We start from the raw sequence: 16,756 nt of genomic DNA, 5'->3' as shown, positions 1-16,756 counted from the left end.
CCTCTCGAGGGTGAGGAGGAGGGGAAGGGGTGCCGGGGCGGCCGCGTCGCGACCGCCCCGGCGGGCGTTCAGCCCTGCGTGATGTACCGCAGCGTCGGGAACATCATCCCCACGACGGGCTGCAGCTGGATGCCGGGCGCCGTGTAGTAGATGTTGTTCGCCTGGTACCAGACCGACCACCAGGCCTGGTCGACGAGGGCCTCGTTGAGCTCCTTGATGGCGGCGGTCTGCGCGTCGCCGCGCTCCGTCTGCACCTTCTCGACGAGCGGGGCGATGACCTCGTTCTTCGCGTAGTCGGGCTCCGGGTTGAACCACTGCACGCTCGTCAGCTGCCGGGAGACGGTGGCCACGTCGTTGCCGTCCATCGCGAGGAAGGAGATGAACATCGGGTAGTTCGGTGCGTTGAGCTGGTAGTCCGGCATCTGCATGTTGTCCCAGGTGACGGTGATGCCGAGCTCGTTGAGGGCCTGCTCGGCCGACGGCTTCCACATCTCGAAGATCGGGGACATCGGCATCGAGATGTCGAAGCCGTCCGGGTAGCCGGCGTCGGCCAGAAGCTCCTTCGCCTTGTCCATGTTGAACGCGTAGGCGTCGTTGAGCTCGGGGTCGTTGATGTCGCCGCCGTCGGGGAACACCTGGTTGGTGGCCACGCCCGCACCGCTGCCGACCGCCGCGAGGACGGCCGCACCGTCGAACGCGTAGTTCAGCGCCTGGCGCACCTCGAGCTTGCCGAGGGGCTCGCTCTTCGCGCCGGTGTGGTCGGTGATGACGAGGCCCGCCCACCCGGAGACGCGCTGGGCGGTGTTCCAGCCCTGCTGCTCGGCCTGGTCGAGGTTGGCCACGTCGCCGTACTGCACGTTGATCTGGCCGCTGAGCATCGCGTTGTGACGGGCGGTCGCATCGGTGATCGGGTAGATCGCGAGCTCGGCGAACGGGTACGTCTCCGCGTCCCAGTGGTCCTCGGTCTTGGTGAAGTGGTACTCGGCGCCCGCGACGCTGGTGTCGCTGTCGAGCACATAGGGGCCGGAGCCGACCGGATCGCTGCCGAGCGTGCCGGCCTCGATGGAGGCCGGGAGCATGACGTAGCTGCGGCCGAGGCCCATCAGGTAGAGGATCGTGTCGTCGCGCTGCGTGAGGGCGATGCGGACGGTGTCGTCGTCGACCTTCTCGAAGCCCTTCGCGTTGACGTAGGCCTCACCGGACCGGGCGCCGGCCTTGAGGTACTCGAGGCTCGCGACGACGGCGTCGGCGTCGACCGGGGTGCCGTCGCTGAACACGGCGTCGGTGCGGATGTCGAGGTCGATGCTGAGGTCGTCGTCGGCCACGGTCCACTTCGTCGCGAGCGACGGGATCGGGGTGCCGTCGGCGTCGAGGGCGATCAGGGCGTCGTACACCGCGGACAGGTAGGGGCCGTCGAAGCCGATGTCGGCGAGGGACGGATCCCACGACGTGACATCGAGGAAGTTGCCGATGTTGAGGGCGTCGGGGCCTTCGGCGCCACCGCCGTCGGACGGCGAGGGCGTTCCGCCGCCGCTGCAGCCGGCGAGCGCGAGGGTCGCGGCGACGGCGGCGGCGACCGCGAGGGGCATTCGTTTCATGGTTCCTTCTCTCGGGTGCAGGGGGTGGTGAAGAAGGTTCGAAGAGCCGCTGACCGGGGACCGGGACCGACGCCACTTCGATGTGTCGTGCTGGTTAGTCTACATGCGTGGAAAAAGAGCGCAAGCGTGTTTCCGACCCCGGCCGCACGGACCGATGCCTCAGCGCGCACGCACCTTGCTCCCCCGCGCACACCCCCGCCCCCCGGGTGCCTGTGCCGGTGCCGGTGCGGGTACCGGTGCCGGTGCGGGTACCGGTGCCGGTGCCGGTGCCGGGATCAATACCGCACCCGCCCCCTCCCCGAGGGGCCCGTTCTTGATCCCGCCACTGCGCGCACCCCTCCGGCCGGATCAGAAACACCCCTCCGCGGCGCCTTCAAGGCACCCTTTTCACCCCGCACCGGAGCAAGTGACGGCGGGAATGGTCTCCGCTGCCGCTTCCGAGAGAGACCACACCCACCCTCCCGGGATCAAGAACGCACCTCCCACCCCGATCCGAGGAGCACTTCTGATCCGCCGCGGAGGCGAGGAGCACTTCTGATTCAGCACGGAGGCGAGGAGCGTTTCTGATCCGGGGTGCCGGAGAGCGGTTCGGTTGTGCAGGAACAGCAGACTCGGCGACGGACCCACAGCCGCCACCAGAAGCGGGATCAGAATCGACCACACATCCTCCCCACGCGGCGCGTTCTCGAACCGGCGCGCGGAGCCTCACGCCGTGCGGGATCAGAAACGTGCCAGCGGGCCGTCGGAGAGGCACGGAATGGATCCCGCAGCGGGGTGGGGTGGAGGCGGAGCAAGACGGGATCACAAACGTGCCCGCAGAGCGCGCGCGAGGGGCGGAACTGATCCCGCGGGCGAAGCGGTCCTCAGGGGCACAGGGCGGGGCACCAGGGTCGCCTCCCGGCGCACTCTCTCTCCTCGAGGCACGTTTTCCCACCGGGACGCAGTAGGTCACACCGTGCGGGATCGGAAAGGTGCCTGCGGGGCGCGCGGGAGGTGCGGAAGTGATCCCGCACGCGGAGTGGGACGCGAGGGCGAGCGAGTGCGGGATCAGGAACGTGCCTGCGGGGCGCGCGGGAGGTGCGGAAGTGATCCCGGACACCGGCGGGAGCGGCGGGAGCGGCGGGAGCGGCGGCAGGCGCGAAAGGTCACCAGGTGCCGTCGGGCCGGACGGCGTGGTCGACGCGGCAGTCGGCGAGGGCGGCGCGGACCTCGGCTCCGTGGTCGCGGGCGAGGGCGAGGGCGGCGTGGTTCTCCTCGAGCTGCGCGACGCGGGAGGCACCGAAGAGCACGGTGGCCGTCGCGGGGTTCGCCAGACAGAAGGCGATGCCGAGGGCGGCCGGGGTCACCCCGAACTCCCCCGCGACCCGCGCGACCTCGGGGTACACGGCGAGGATCCGCTCGCGGATACCCCCGACATCGGCACCGATCTTGCGCTGAGGCATCCGTCCCGTGGCGAGGATTCCGCCCTCGAACACGTCCGAGGCCTGCAGCGCGAGGGTTCCGTCGGCGAACAGCGGGCCGTACGCGTCACCCTCCGCCATGGCCCGTCGGGCGATGCCGTACTTGAGCTGCGCGAACGCGGGGCCGATCAGCCCCTGCGCGTCCGCCTCGGCGAGCGCCGCCCTGGTGTCCGCGATCCGCCAGTTGTTGATCCCCCACGAGTCGACCAGGCCGTCCACGAGGAGGGCGTTCACGTCGGCGACGAGTCGCGGCATGTCCGGGGCGTCGAGGTAGTCCCCCACCACGAGGGTGTCGAAGCGGTCGAGGCCGGCCCGCTCGAGCGACTCCTCGATCTGCCCACGGAAGCCCTGGTTCGGCCAGTCCCAGAGCCAGAGCTTGCCGCACAGCACGACGTCGGCACGGTCCACCCCGCTCGCGCGAAAGGCCTCCCCGAAGAGGATGTCGGTCCGTGAGTTCTCGGCGTGCGGTCCCATGTTGTAGTACGCGATGTCGAAGAATCCGGCGTCGAGCTCGACCGCCCGGTGGATGAGCTGCACGGCGTCGTCGAACTCCATGCGATCCCAGGTGTTCCACGATCCGAGGGCGAGCGGCGGCACCGTCGCGCCTCCCGGAGACAGCGGCTTGCGGGGGTATGTCGCATCAGGCATGAGGGCTCCTTCGCCGTCTCGGGGCACGGGGTTGTATTTTTCTATGTTTGTAGAATATAACGGAGGAATCCCATCAGAACACCCGTCAGTGAGGACGACCATGACCGCTTCCCCGCGCCGTATCCTCGTCACCGGAGGAGCCTCCGGGCTCGGCCGCGGCATCGCCACCGCCTTCCGCGCTGCAGGCGACGAGGTGTTCATCGGTGACGTGGACGAGGGCGCCGCGGCAGCCGTCGCCGCCGAGATCGGCGCCACCGCCCTCCCCCTCGACATCGGCGACGAAGCGTCGGTGCAGGCGGCGGCCGGACGGATCCGCGAGTCCGGCGGTCTCGACGTCCTCGTCAACAACGCCGGCGTCGTCGCCGGCGGGGGAACGCTCCAGGAGGTCGCGGTCGACGCGGTCGATGCGGCCCTGCGGGTCAACGTCCGCGGCACGTTCCTCATGCTGCGGGTCTTCGGCGGGCTGCTCGCCACGGCCGGCCACGGGGCCATCGTCAACATCTCCTCGATCGGCGCCCGGCAGCCCACTCCCGGCCTCGGGCACTACGAGGCCACGAAGGCCGCGGTCGACGCGCTCACCCGGACGGCGGCCATCGAGCTCGCCGGCTCCGGGGTGCGGGTCAACGCCGTCGCCCCCGGCCCCGTGCTCACGCCCCTGACCGCCGGATTCGCCTCGAACCCGGACGCCCGCGCCGCGTGGGAGTCGCGCATCCCGCTCGGCACCATCGCCGAGGTCGACCAGGTCACCCCGCTCGTGCTGTTCCTCGCGAGCGAGGCCGCCAGCCACATCACCGGGGTCTCGGTCCCCGTCGACGGCGGCCAGCTCCTCGTCTGACCCCCGACCCCCTCCGTGCGGGATCGATTCCGCCCCTCCCGGGCACCGCGGAGGACCGTCTTCGATCCCGCCACCCGCCCCGCGACTGGAGAACCATGACCCTCCCCACCACCACCCGCGCCGCGGTGCTCACCGCGCACGGCGAGCCGCTCACCCTGCAGGATCTCCCGCTGCCCGCCGAGATCGAACCCGGCGCCGCCCTCGTCCGCATCGCCTGCACCACGCTGTGCGGCACGGACATCGAGATCTGGGAGGGGAGGATGTCGTTCCCCGGCATGCTGCCCATGGTCCTCGGTCACGAGATGGTCGGCGAGATCGTGGCCACCGGACCCGACACCCGCGACGCGCTCGGCCGCCCGCTCTCCCCTGGCGACCGGATCGGCTGGTCGGAGTCCACCTGCGGCGAGTGCCACGGGTGCGTCGTGCTGCGGGAACCGGTCGCCTGCTCCCGCCGCGGCTACGGCTTCCTCCAGCGCGCCGACGTGCCGCCGTTCGCGACGGCCGGGCTCTCCGAGTACGCGTACGTGACCCCGGGTGCCGCCAAGCTCCTGCTCCCGGCGGCGGTGAAGGACACCTGGGCCTCCATGGCAGGCTGCGCCGCGAAGACCGTCCTCCGCGCGTTCGAGCGGGCCGGCCGCATCCGCCCCGGCTCCCGCGTGGTGGTGCAGGGCTCCGGCGCCCTCGGCATCTTCGCCACGGCAGTCGCGAAGATCGCGGGTGCCGGGCAGGTCATCACCGTCGGCGCTCCCGCGGCCCGTCTGGAGCTCGCCGCCCGCTTCGGCGCCGACGCCGTCGTGGACTTCCGCGACGGACCCGTCGTCGACCAGGTCCTGGCGCTGACCGGAGACCAGGGGGCGGACCACGTGTTCGACTTCGCGGGCGCCCCGAGCGTCGGGCCGGACGCGGTCGGCATGGCCGCCCAGCGCGGCACCGTCGCGATCGTCGGCTCGACCGGCCCCGCCGGAGACGGCTTCGCCCTCAGCACGATCATGGGCAAGGAGCTCACGGTGGTCGGCTCGCTCAACGGCGACATCTCCGACTACGCCCGCGCGATCGACTTCTTCACGGCCTTCGCCGACCGCTTCCCGTGGGACGACCTGTTCAGCGCCCCGGTCGGACTCGCCGACGCCTCCGCGAAGATCGCCCACATGCACCACCTCGATGAGGTCAAGGCCGTCATCGACCCGAGCCTCTGAGGAGCATCATGACCACTCCCCTCCCCCTTCGCGAGATCGGCCGCAGCGGCCTGCATGCCTCCCTGTTCTCGCTGGGCTCGTGGCACACCTACGACCGCATGGACTTCGCCGACGCGGTCGCACTCCTGCGCGAGGCCACCGACCGTGGCGTGAACCTCTTCGATGTGGGCGTGTACTCCGCACCCGGCGCCCCGCCCGTCTTCACCGACGTGATCTTCTCGGCGATGGTGCGCGCGGCGGGGCTGCGCCGGGAGGAGTGGCTGCTGTCGTCGAAGCTCTGGCTGGAGGCCTTCGGCGCCGACGGCTTCCGCCCGCAGCTCGAGAACGCCCTGATGCGGGTGGGCACGGAGCACGCCGACCTCGTGATCCTCGGCGACCTGCGCCGCGACGACCTCGAGCTGCGCGATCTCGTGCTCGACCTCGCCGCCCTCACCGACGCCGGCCTCATCCGCGCGTGGGGCGTGAACAACTGGTCGGCGGGGAGCATCCAGACCCTGATCGACCTCGCCGCCGCGGAAGGCGTGCCCGGTCCGCAGATCGCGCAGCTCAAGTACAGCGTCTCGCGCCGGTCGATCCCGGACGGCGAGCCGTTCGCGCGCCTCTGGGAGCAGGGCCTCACGCTGCAGGCCTCGGACTGCCTGGAGGGCGGGATCCTCGCCGGGACGGTGAACGGCGACAGGCAGATCGGGCGCGACCCCGGCGACATCCGCGAGCGGATCATCGCCGACGTCCCTGCGTTCACCGCGGTCGCGGAGGACCTCGGCGTGACCCCGGCCCAGCTCGGCATCGCCTTCACCCTCACCCACCCCGCCCTGACGACCACCCTGTTCGGCGCCTCCCGCCTCGCGCAGCTGCAGGCGAACCTCGACGCGGCCGCCCTCGTCGACCGCATCGGCGCCGCCGAGCTACGCCGTCTCGTCGAGCCCTTCTGGGCCGACCGCGGGGTCGTCGACCCCGAAGGCCCCTGACGCCGTCCCACCCGAGGAGAACCATGACCATCCCCGTCCCCTTCGATCCCGACGTGCAGGCCGTGCTCGACGAGATCGCGAAGAACCCGCAGCCCGCGCTCACCCGCGAAACCCTGCCGCGCGACGGCGTCGACCGGATGTTCCCGGACAACGACACCGTGATCGCCGGCCGGGACATCACGTGGGAGGACCGCGTCATCCCCGGCCCGCCCGGAGCCCCGGACATCGAGGTCACGATCTTCCGCCCCACCGGTTCCGAGACCTCGACGCTCCCGGGCTTCGTGAACATCCACGGCGGCGGCATGATCGTCGGCCACCGCTCGTGGGAGACGGCGCGGGTCGTCGACATCGTCGCGGAGCACGGCGTCGTGGCCGTGAACGTCGAGTACCGTCTCGCACCGGAGGACCCGTACCCCGCGGGCGTGGAGGACTGCTACGCGGCCTTCGTGTGGACGCACGCCCACGCCGCGGAGCTCGGCATCGACCCCGCGCGCATCGTCGTGGGCGGAGGCAGCGCGGGCGGCGGTCTCACTGCGGCCGTCGCCCTGCTGGCGCGTGATCGGCGGGGCCCTGTCATGGCCGGGCAGCTGCTGCTGTGCCCCATGATCGACAACACCAACACCACGGTCGCCAGTCGGCAGTATGACGGCATCGGCACCTGGCAGCGCGACATGAACCTCCTCGCCTGGTCATGCGTCCTCGGCGAGGAGCTCGCGTTCAGCACCGAGGCCCCGGCCTACGCCGCGCCGAGCCGCGCGACGGACGTCTCCGGCCTCCCGCCCGCGTACATCGAGGTCGGCGAGGCGGAGATGTTCCGCGACGAGGACACCGCGTACGCCCTCCGGATCTGGGAGACCGGCGGACAGGCCGAACTGCACGTCTGGGGCGGCGGCGCCCACGGCTTCGACATGTACATGCCGGAGGCCGAGATCACCCGCGCCGCCCTCGCCGCCCGTGCCTCCTGGCTGCGACGGATCTGGCGGGCCGCCGCATGAGCACGCCGGAGCCGGTGCCCTACGACCCGGAGCTCGTCGCCGGACTCGACGCCTTCGTCGACCTCGTGGAGGTCATCCCGCTGCGCGCGGACACGATCCACGCCAACCGCGACCACTTCGCCACGATCATCCCGCCGATGGCCGTGCAGGCGGACGGTCGCGCCGTGACCTGGGAGGACCGGGTCATTCCCGGCCCCGTCGGGGCTCCGGACCTCGAGATCACGGTCGTGCGCCCGGCGCCGGCGCCCACGGACCCGGCACCGGCGGTGCTGTCGATCCACGGCGGCGGCATGGTGCTCGGCACGCGCTTCTTCGGCACCGCCGAGCTCATCGACCTCGCCGAGCGGCACGGCGTCGTCGGGGTCGCGGTCGAGTACCGCCTCGCCCCCGAGCACCCCGGACCGGCACAGGCGGAGGACTGCTACGCGGCGCTGGAGTGGATGGTCGCCCAAGCCGACGAGCTCGGCATCGACACCTCCCGCATCATCGCCTCCGGGCAGAGCGCCGGGGGCGGGCTCTCGGCGGCGGTCGCGCTGCTCTCCCGTGTCCGCGGCGGGCCCCGGCTGGCCGGGCAACTCCTCGGCTGCCCGATGCTCGACGACCGCAACGAGACCCCGTCGAGCCGCCAGTACGACGGCTTCGGCGCCTGGGACCGGAACAACAACGACACCGCGTGGGACGCGATCGCCGGAGCCGACCGGTTCACCGACCGCGTGTCGCCGTACACGGCACCGGCCCGGGCCACGGATCTATCGGGACTCGCCCCGGCGTTCATCGAGGTGGGCGCCGCGGAGACCTTCCGCGACGAGGCCGTCGACTACGCGTCGCGGATCTGGGCCACGGGCGGGCAGGCCGAACTGCACGTCTGGGCGGGCGGCTACCACGGCTTCTCCGGGTTCTCCCCCGATGCCGAGGTCTCCCGGGCCGCAGTGGCCGCGCGGGAGAGCTGGCTGCGCCGCGTGCTGCGCCTCGAGGGATGAGTCTTCCGTTCGCCGCTGACGCCCCGCGGCCCCGCATGGGCACTCTGCGGGCGATGCTGGTGCTGGGCATGCTGGAAGCCTTCGGTCCGCTGTCGATGGACCTCTACCTCCCGCAGCTCCCCCAGCTCGCGGCGTCGCTCGGCACGACCGAGGCCCTGGCGCAGGTGACGATGTCGGCGTGCATGATCGGCCTCGGCCTGGGGCAGCTCGTCGCCGGTCCTCTCAGCGACCGGCTGGGCAGACGCCTGCCACTGCTGGTCGGCGTCGCGGCGTTCGCGGTGCTCTCCGCGGTGTGCGCCGTCGCTCCGAACATCGAGCTGCTGCTCGTCGCGCGCTTCCTGCAGGGGCTGGCGGGATCGGCGGGCATCGTGATCTGCCTGGCGATCGCCCGCGACCAGTTCGAGGGGGTCGAGCTCTCCCGCATGCTCTCGCTGCTGTTCCTCGTCTCGGGCACCGCCCCGATCATCGCGCCGGTGGTGGGCGGTCAGCTCGCCCGCATCATGGACTGGCGCGGGATCTTCGGGGTGCTGTCCGCGGTCGGCGTGCTGTTGCTGCTCGTGGTGGTGTTCGCCCTGCCGGAGACCCTGTCGCCATCCGCCCGTCACCGCGGGGGCCTCCGGGTCTGGGGCGCGCACGCCGGAGCGGTCGTCCGCGACCGGCTCTTCGTCGCCGTGCTGTGCGCCGCGGCCGGAGGCGGTGTCGCGTTCTTCACCTACCTGTCGATGTCGTCGTTCGTGCTGCAGGACGAGTTCGGTCTCAGCCCGCAGGAGTTCAGCGTCGCCTTCGCGGCCGGCGCCCTGGCGAGTATCGCGGGCAGCCAGTTGAGCCGACTCGTGGTGCGGCGTTGGGGGCCCCTGCGCGTCTACCTGGGCGGGATCACCGCGACGCTCCTGGTGACGACGGCTTTCCTCGTGCTGGCGCTTCTGGGCGTCGGCATGAGGGGTGTCGTCATCGCGTTGGTCGCGTTCATGCTGTGCTCCGGCATCGGCGGGCCCAATGGTCAGACGCTGGCGCTCGCCCATCACGGAGTCCGTGCCGGCACCGCTTCGGCCCTTCTCGGGATGGCGACATTCCTGTTCGGCCCCGTGCTGGCCCCCGTGGCCGCCGGTCTCGGCGGGACCACGGCCATCACGATGGCCGTGACGATGACGGTCGCGGCTGCGGCAGCGGCGTTCGCCGCCTGGGCCTTCGTCCGGCCCGCGGCCCGCAGTCAGTAGCGGGCCGAGAAGGCGCCGTCCGCCTGCAGGAGCTGACCCGAGATCCATCGCCCCTCTTCTGAGACGAGGAACTCGACGACGGCGGCGATGTCGGCGGGTCGCCCGAGCCTGCCCAGCGGCGTCATCTCGCCCAGGGAGGTGCGGGTCTCGTCATCCATCCAGCCGGTGTCGATCGGGCCGGGGTTCAGCACGTTCGCGGAGATGCCGCGCGGACCGAGTTCGCGGGCGGCGGAGATGACGAGCCGATCGAGCGCGCCCTTGGAAGCGCCGTACGGGAGGTTGCCGGTGACGTGATCGCTCGTGAGCGCCACGATCGCGCCGCCGTCCTCGCCGACCTGGCGTGCGAACGCTGCGATCAGGAGCAGGCTCGCCCGCGCGTTCACAGCGACGTGCAGGTCGAAGCTCTCCGCCGTGGTGTCGAGGATTCCGGACTCGACATCGTGCGCGTGGCTGAGGATCAGCGCCGAGATCGGACCGTGCTGTGCATTCACCTCCGCCACGAGGGATGCGGGGCCGTCCGGCGTCGACAGGTCCGCCGGGTGGTCGGCGTCGCGCAGATCGCTGGTGACGACCGTCCACCCCGCGGCGCGCAGGCGCGGGACGATGCCGGCGGCGATGCTGTTCGCGCGGGCGGCACCGGTGATCAGGGCGAGGGGCATGCGTTCACGGTAGCGGACCTCCCTCACGCTCCACGATCACATCCCGGCGCACATCACGACGACACCGCCGGCCATCGCCCAGGACTCGACCGTCAGCGACCGCGCCGCTCCCCCGCGGTGCAGCTCGGAACGGCGCCACGAGGCCGCGAACGCCCACCCGACGACCCCGAGAGCACCCACCAGCACGAACGCCGAGAGCACACCGCCGAGACCATGCCCGCCGTGACCAAGAGCGGCCTCGACGCCGGCGACCGACCCCGGGGTCGAGGCGGATTCGAACATGCACGCCGCCATCACGAGCGAGCCCAGCGCCCGGTGGCAGCACGCGGGCGCGGACGGCATTCCGCGCACCCCCATCGTCCCGAGCATGGCCGAGAGCAGCAGCAACGCACCCCAGATGATGTCGCCCAGCGCGTCGAGGACCCCCGCGGCCATCAGCAGCATCCCCGACGCCATCACCACTGCCGCCTGGCGTCCCTGCCACGGCACGGCACGGCGCGCAGCGAGGCAGGCGCCGGCCGACACGAGCGCCGCCGCCGCCATCAGCCACGATGCTGCCGGGAGCAGGAGGTCCACAGCCGAAGTATATTGATCGGTCGCTCAAAAAAGCGAGACCCGGTCGCAATGCGACACAATGAGCACGTGCCCCGCATCGTCGACCATGATGAGCGTCGCCGCCAGATCGCCGACGCGCTGCTCGTCGTCGCCGCCAGGGACGGTCATGAGAGCGTGTCCTCGCGGGCGGTCGCGAAGGAGCTCGGCGTCGCAACCGGCTCCCTGTGGCACTACTTCGACGGCTTCGACGACGTCGTGCGCGCCGCGGCGGCCGAGGTCACCCGCCGCACCGACGAGCGCATCGCCGCAGCCACGACCGGGCTCCGCGGACTCGCCCGCCTGCGGGCCCTGATGGGCGAGGTGCTCCCCGTCGACGAGCGCACCCGCACCGAGGCGCACGTGGTCGTCGGCTTCTGGGGGCGCCTGGCCACTCTCGCCCCGGCCCCCAATGCCGGAGCGCCGACTCTCGCGACGTGGCAGGACAGCATCCGGGAGGCCCTGGACGAGGCGGCGACCGACGGCGAGCTGCGCCCCGACACCCCCACCGGCGACCTCCTCGCCCTCCTGCGCTCGATCACCTACGGCCAGCAGGTCGTCGAGGTCACGGAGCCGCAGACGCCGGAGGCGCACTTCGCGGTCCTCGACAGCATCCTCGCTCCCTGGCGACGCTGACCTCGACATCGCCCACACGCCACGGTTGTGCACCCGTGCACGCCGTCGTATCATCGTGCCAACCCGTTTCTTGAGCATTCGCTCGAAAATAGTGAGGTCAACGATGTCCCCGCACTCCCCGCAGCCCGTCTCCCTCGAGCCCATCGCCGCTCCGCATCCGCTCGATCCGCTCACCGGCGCCGAGATCGCCGCAGCGCGCGCGGTGCTCGACGCGGCCGGCCTGCTGACGGCGACCACCCGCGTGCCCATGCTGCTCCCCGACGAAGCCACCAAGGAGGAGCTCGCGGCCTGGCGCCCCGGCTCCCCCATCGACCGCCGGGTGGACGTGACGCTGCTCGACACGGCCACCGGCGTCGCGACCGAGGTGATCGTCTCGATCACCCGCGGCGAGGTCGTGCGCCAGGAGCGGGTGCCCAACGACGCCCCGCCCTACGGCCAGCCGCAGTACCTGTTCGAGGAGTACGAGCGGGCCGAGGCCATCGCCAAGTCGTCCCCGGAATGGCAGGCGGCCATGCGCCGCCGCGGCCTGACGGACCACATGCCCCTCGCCTTCTGCTCCCCCCTGGCCCCGGGCTACACGGGCCGCGCCGACGAGGTGGGCCGCCGCGTGATCCGGTCCCTCACCTTCCTCCGATACGACGAGCAGGATTCCCCGTGGGCGCACCCCGTCGAGGGGCTGATCGTGCACATCGACCTCACCACGGACAGCGTGATCCGCGTCGAGGACGAGGGCGACGTGCCGGTCCCGGCCGGACACGGCAACTACTACCCGGAGGTGCAGGGCGCGGCACGGACGACGCTGAAGCCCATCGAGATCACCCAGCCGGAGGGGCCGAGCTTCGGCGTGTCCGGCTCGCTCGTCGAGTGGGAGGGCTGGTCGATGCGCGTGGGCTTCAACGCCCGCGAGGGTCTCGTCCTGCATGACGTGTCGTTCCAGGGGCGCTCCGTGCTGCACCGGGCGAGCGTGCCGGAGATGGTCGTGCCCTACGGCGACACCGCCCCCGGGCGCTTCTGGATCAGCTACTTCGACGCGGGCGAGTACCTCCTCGGCAAGAACGCCAACCACCTGGAGCTCGGCTGCGACTGCCTCGGTGTGATCCGGTACCTCGACGGCTACGTCGCCGACGACCACGGCCACCCGGTGCGCATCCCGAACGTGATCTGCATGCACGAGGAGGACTTCGGCATCCTCTGGAAGCACACCGACCTCTCCGGACGCTCCGACGTGCGGCGCTCACGGCGCTTCGTCGTCTCGTACTTCTCCACCATCGGCAACTACGACTACGGCTTCTACTGGAACTTCGGCCTGGACGGCTCGATCGAGGTCGTCGCCAAGGCCACGGGCATCGTGTTCGCCGGTGCCGGAGAGCCGGGGGTCCGCCAGAAGCACGCCACCGAGCTCGCCCCGGGCGTCTTCGCCCCGGTCCACCAGCACCTGTTCTGCGCGCGCCTCGACGTGGCGATCGACGGCCAGGACAACCGCCTCGTCGAGGTGGACGCGCAGCGGGTACCGATGGGGCCGGACAACCCGTTCGGCAACGCGTTCACCTGGTCGGAGACGGTGCTGGAGACCGAGCACGCCGCCCAGCGCGAGGCCGACTCCTCCGTCGCCCGGGTGTGGGAGGTGCAGAGCGCCTCGCGGACGAACCACGTCGGCCGCCCGACCGCCTATCACCTCGTGCCGGAGCCGACCGCTCTCCTGATGGCCGACACCGGGTCGTCCGTCGCGGCGCGCGCGGCCTTCGCCACGAAGCACCTCTGGGCGACCCGGTACGAGCACGGCCAGATCTGGCCGGCCGGGCGCTATCCCAACGCGCACCAGGGCGGCGCCGGCCTCCCGGAGTACACCGCCGGCGACCGCCGGATCGACGGCGAGGACATGGTGCTGTGGCACACCTTCGGGCTCACGCACTTCCCCCGGCCGGAGGACTGGCCGATCATGCCCGTGGACTACGCGGGATTCTGGTTCAAGCCCTACGGCTTCCTCGACCAGAACCCGGCCATGGACGTGCCGGAGTCCTCCCAGGCGCACGGCGGTGCGACGGCGACCTCCTGCTGCGGCGGCGACTCCTGCGCCTGCAGCCACTAGCGACCGCCCGGCGGTGCCGCGCCGTCGCGGGTGCGAAAAGGTGCCCCGATCGTTCCGGGCAGGAGCTTTTCGCATCCCCCACCGCGGGGAGAGCGACGACCGACTCAGGTGAGGGCGGCGATCGCGTCGCGAAGGATGCCGTCGGCGTCCGCCAGTGCCGCCGCGGCGGTCTCGGCGGACGCTCCGGTCGCGAGCAGGAGCAGCGCGAGCTTGACGGAGCCGTCCGCGGCCTCCAGCGCGGAGGACGCGGCGTCGACGTCGACGCCCGCGAGCTGCGACACCGTGCGGATCGAGCGGGCGTGCAGCTTCTCGTTCGTCGCCAGCAGGTCGACCATGACCCCGCGGTACGTCTTGCCGAGCTTGATCATCGAGAGCGTCGTCAGCATGTTCACGACGAGCTTCTGCGCCGTGCCGGACTTCAGCCGCGTGGAGCCCGAGATGAACTCCGGCCCCGTGACGACCTCGATCGCGATCTCGGCCTCCGCGCCGATCGCCGACCCGGCGTTCGACGCGATCGCCACCGTGAGCGCGCCGAGGCCCCGGGCGTACCGCAGCCCGCCGATGACGTAGGGCGTGCGGCCGGATGCCGAGATCCCCACCACCGTGTCCAGGTCGGTGAGGTCGAGGTCGCGCAGAGCGAGGGCCGCGGCCTCGTCGTCGTCCTCCGCGTTCTCCACCGCCGAGCGGATGGCCGTCTCCCCGCCCGCGATGAGCCCCACGACCATCGACGGGTCGGTGCCGAAGGTGGGCGGGCACTCGCTCGCGTCCAGCACGCCGATGCGGCCGGCCGTGCCCGCACCGATGTAGATGAGGCGACCGCCGCGGCGGAACCGCTCCGTGATGCCGTCCACCGCCGCCGCGATCTCCGCCGCGCGACCGGCCACGGCCTCGGGCACGCGCCGGTCCTCGGCGTTCATGCGCTCGACGAGCTCGGTCGTGCTCAGCAGGTCGAGGTCGCCGCGCTCGGTGGTGGAGGCCTCGGTGTCGAGGCCCGCGAGCTCGGCGAGGAGGGTGGTCAAACGGGGGTCATTCGGCACGGTGCACGAACCTTTCATGGGGGAGGTCGAGGCGACGGGTCAGCAGCAGGGCCCCGTCCATGGCGCCGCCTCGCGCGCGGACGACGCGGTGGCCGCTCGTCTCCAGGGCGCGGGTCAGGGTGGCGCGGAAGCCGTCGTGGTCGGTGAGGCCGCCGTGCAACACGACGTCCGCTGTCGCGCCGGCGGCCGCAGCGGTCGTCGCCGCGAGGAGCCGGACGGCCTCGTCCACGATCCCGATGGCGACCGCGTCGCCGTCTGCGGCCGCGGCGAGCACGAGGGGCGCGAGGGTCGCGAGGCGGCGGGCGAGGGCTCCGTCGGCGGCGAGCCAGGCCTGGACGGCCGAGGGCGGGCCGACGGGGGCGGCGAGCGCCGCGGTGAGAGCGGTGGGCGCGGCCAGCCCGTCGTGGGCACGGAGCACGGCGCGCAACGCCTCCCGGCCGAGCCAGGATCCGCTGCCGAAGTCGCCCAGCTCGGGGCCCCAGCCGTCGACCAGACGCGCTCCGGAGGGGTCGACGCCCAGCGCCACGGCTCCGGTGCCGGCGATGAGCAGCACGCCGGCCGCGCCGTCGAGGGCGCCCGCATGGGCGGTGACCACGTCCGACGCCACGGCCACGCGTGCGCCGGTCCGTGCGGCGAGCGCGGCGGCGAGTTCCGCGGCCGCCTCCGGGGCGAACCAGGCGCCGGCCGCCCCCACGCCGAGCGTGTCGATGCGCCCGACGTCGTCGAGCAGCGGGAGAATCGCGGTGAGCGCCGCTTCCACTCCGCCCGCCGCGGCGAGGCCCGGGGCTCCGAGCCCGGAGCGCTCCCCAGCCGTCGCGCCGTGCACGACGAGGCGGCAGCGGGACTTGCCGAGGTCGACGGTGGCGGTCGTCTCGCTCATCGGCACTCCTCGGATCCGGCGGAAAGAAAGAAAAGCGACTACACAACACGTAAACTCGCTGAAAAGAATTTACCATCCCGTTCCGCCGTTCCGGAGGATACCGTGAGCATCCAGTCGACGATCGAAGCCGCCGCTGCGACCCTGCCCCCGTCCCTGGCCCGCGTCGCGGCCGCCGTGCGGGAGAACCCGAGCCTCGTGATCGACAAGACGATCAGCGAGCTCGCGACGGAGTGCCACACCTCGGTCGCGTCCGTCGTCCGATTCTGTCGGGCGATCGGCTTCACCGGATACGCGCCGCTGCGCATGGCCCTGGCCACCGAGCTCGGCAAGGAGGCCGCCCAGTTCTCCGCCCGCGGCGCCTACGGCTCCGAGATCTCCGACGAGGACTCCCTGGAGGAGGCCGTCTCCAAGCTCGCCGCCCTGGAACTCCTCGCGATCGAGGAGACCGTCGGACAGCTCGACTTCGCCGTGCTGACGGCGGCGGTCGCGGCCATCGACGGCGCCGACCGCATCCTTCTGTACGGCATCGGCGCCAGCCAGTTCGTCGCGGAGGACCTCGCGCACAAGCTGCTCCGCGTCGGCCGCAACGCCCACGTCCTCTCCGACCCCCACGAGGCGATCGCCGCCGCCGTGCTCCCCGTGGGCACGACCGTCGCTATCGGGTTCTCGCACGCCGGGTCGACCATCGAGACGGTGCGGTTCCTCGAAGCCGCCGTCGCCAACGGCGCGACGACGGTGGCCGTCACCTCCGTGAAGGACTCCCCGCTCGCCCAGGTCGCCGACCACGCCCTGTTCACCGAGGTGCGCGAGTCGACCTTCCGCGCCGGGGCGATGGTGAGCCGGATCGCCCAGCTCGCCCTCGTGGACTGCCTGTTCATCGGCGTCGCCAAGCGCCGGTACGCCGAGACCGTCGACGCCCTGCAGCGCACGCGTCAGGCGACGCGCCTCCTCCGCGACTGACGACGCC

15 protein-coding genes are annotated in these 16,756 nt (G+C 72.0%); 9 read left to right on the top strand and 6 right to left on the bottom strand.

All coding sequences use genetic code 11. From position 1 onward, the window contains the following. Nucleotides 1-68: 68 nt before the first annotated feature. Nucleotides 69-1,598, bottom strand: coding sequence for an ABC transporter substrate-binding protein (locus IZR02_RS04860; protein ID WP_025103883.1), 1,530 nt, complete (start codon nucleotides 1,596-1,598; stop codon nucleotides 69-71). A gap of 1,145 nt (nucleotides 1,599-2,743) precedes the next feature. Next, nucleotides 2,744-3,706 carry an aldo/keto reductase gene (locus IZR02_RS04855; RefSeq protein WP_025103882.1) on the bottom strand — a complete coding sequence of 321 codons (963 nt, stop codon included), beginning with the start codon at nucleotides 3,704-3,706 and terminating at the stop codon, nucleotides 2,744-2,746. A 100-nt stretch (nucleotides 3,707-3,806) separates the two neighbouring features. Between IZR02_RS04855 and IZR02_RS04850 the strand changes: the two genes are divergently transcribed. The 6 genes from IZR02_RS04850 (at nucleotide 3,807) to IZR02_RS04825 (ending at nucleotide 9,897) form a co-directional block, all read left to right on the top strand. Continuing rightward, the gene (locus tag IZR02_RS04850; protein WP_025103881.1) at nucleotides 3,807-4,541 is read left to right on the top strand and encodes an SDR family NAD(P)-dependent oxidoreductase; all 735 of its coding nucleotides are present in this window, start codon (nucleotides 3,807-3,809) and stop codon (nucleotides 4,539-4,541) included. A gap of 95 nt (nucleotides 4,542-4,636) precedes the next feature. Continuing rightward, nucleotides 4,637-5,737 carry a zinc-binding dehydrogenase gene (locus IZR02_RS04845; protein WP_025103880.1) on the top strand — a complete coding sequence of 367 codons (1,101 nt, stop codon included), beginning with the start codon at nucleotides 4,637-4,639 and terminating at the stop codon, nucleotides 5,735-5,737. A gap of 8 nt (nucleotides 5,738-5,745) precedes the next feature. Then, complete coding sequence (locus IZR02_RS04840; protein WP_025103879.1) at nucleotides 5,746-6,705, top strand: aldo/keto reductase; 960 nt, start codon at nucleotides 5,746-5,748, stop codon at nucleotides 6,703-6,705. Between the two features lie 23 nt (nucleotides 6,706-6,728). Beyond that, entirely contained in the window at nucleotides 6,729-7,700 is a 972-nt protein-coding gene (locus IZR02_RS04835; RefSeq protein ID WP_025103878.1) for an alpha/beta hydrolase, read from the top strand. After that, nucleotides 7,697-8,680 (top strand): alpha/beta hydrolase, encoded by a 984-nt coding sequence (locus tag IZR02_RS04830; protein WP_025103877.1) that lies wholly within the window; start codon nucleotides 7,697-7,699, stop codon nucleotides 8,678-8,680. Before IZR02_RS04835 ends, IZR02_RS04830 begins: the two co-directional genes overlap by 4 nt. Then, on the top strand, nucleotides 8,677-9,897 hold the full coding sequence (locus tag IZR02_RS04825) for a multidrug effflux MFS transporter (protein ID WP_240183565.1): 1,221 nt from the start codon (nucleotides 8,677-8,679) through the stop codon (nucleotides 9,895-9,897). Before IZR02_RS04830 ends, IZR02_RS04825 begins: the two co-directional genes overlap by 4 nt. Here the strand turns inward: IZR02_RS04825 and IZR02_RS04820 are convergent. Beyond that, entirely contained in the window at nucleotides 9,891-10,556 is a 666-nt protein-coding gene (locus IZR02_RS04820; RefSeq protein ID WP_017204020.1) for an SDR family oxidoreductase, read from the bottom strand. The two genes, IZR02_RS04825 and IZR02_RS04820, sit on opposite strands and share 7 nt — an antisense overlap. 36 nt (nucleotides 10,557-10,592) lie before the next feature. Then, nucleotides 10,593-11,132 carry a hypothetical protein gene (locus IZR02_RS04815; protein WP_025103875.1) on the bottom strand — a complete coding sequence of 180 codons (540 nt, stop codon included), beginning with the start codon at nucleotides 11,130-11,132 and terminating at the stop codon, nucleotides 10,593-10,595. A 66-nt stretch (nucleotides 11,133-11,198) separates the two neighbouring features. On the opposite strand from IZR02_RS04815, the gene IZR02_RS04810 reads away from it, so the two are divergent. Together IZR02_RS04810 and IZR02_RS04805 are read left to right on the top strand one after the other, a co-directional pair. Beyond that, nucleotides 11,199-11,783 (top strand): TetR/AcrR family transcriptional regulator, encoded by a 585-nt coding sequence (locus tag IZR02_RS04810; protein WP_025103874.1) that lies wholly within the window; start codon nucleotides 11,199-11,201, stop codon nucleotides 11,781-11,783. A 103-nt stretch (nucleotides 11,784-11,886) separates the two neighbouring features. Continuing rightward, on the top strand, nucleotides 11,887-13,872 hold the full coding sequence (locus IZR02_RS04805) for a primary-amine oxidase (RefSeq protein WP_029989386.1): 1,986 nt from the start codon (nucleotides 11,887-11,889) through the stop codon (nucleotides 13,870-13,872). A gap of 104 nt (nucleotides 13,873-13,976) precedes the next feature. Here the strand turns inward: IZR02_RS04805 and murQ are convergent, their stop codons facing one another. Continuing rightward, on the bottom strand, nucleotides 13,977-14,909 hold the full coding sequence (gene murQ, locus IZR02_RS04800; protein WP_025103872.1) for an N-acetylmuramic acid 6-phosphate etherase: 933 nt from the start codon (nucleotides 14,907-14,909) through the stop codon (nucleotides 13,977-13,979). Then, nucleotides 14,899-15,789: a BadF/BadG/BcrA/BcrD ATPase family protein gene (locus tag IZR02_RS04795; protein WP_025103871.1), complete on the bottom strand. Its 891-nt coding sequence runs from the start codon at nucleotides 15,787-15,789 to the stop codon at nucleotides 14,899-14,901. The genes murQ and IZR02_RS04795 overlap by 11 nt, the downstream gene beginning before the upstream one ends. A gap of 102 nt (nucleotides 15,790-15,891) precedes the next feature. On the opposite strand from IZR02_RS04795, the gene IZR02_RS04790 reads away from it, so the two are divergent. Further along, a complete protein-coding gene (locus IZR02_RS04790; protein WP_025103870.1) occupies nucleotides 15,892-16,749 on the top strand; it encodes a MurR/RpiR family transcriptional regulator in 858 nt (285 codons plus the stop codon). Nucleotides 16,750-16,756 lie beyond the last annotated feature (7 nt).

This window comes from Microbacterium paraoxydans, assembly GCF_019056515.1.
Lineage (GTDB): Bacteria > Actinomycetota > Actinomycetes > Actinomycetales > Microbacteriaceae > Microbacterium.
The sequence above is the reverse complement of the archived record's forward strand: the minus strand, read 5'-3'. Positions and strand labels throughout refer to the sequence as shown.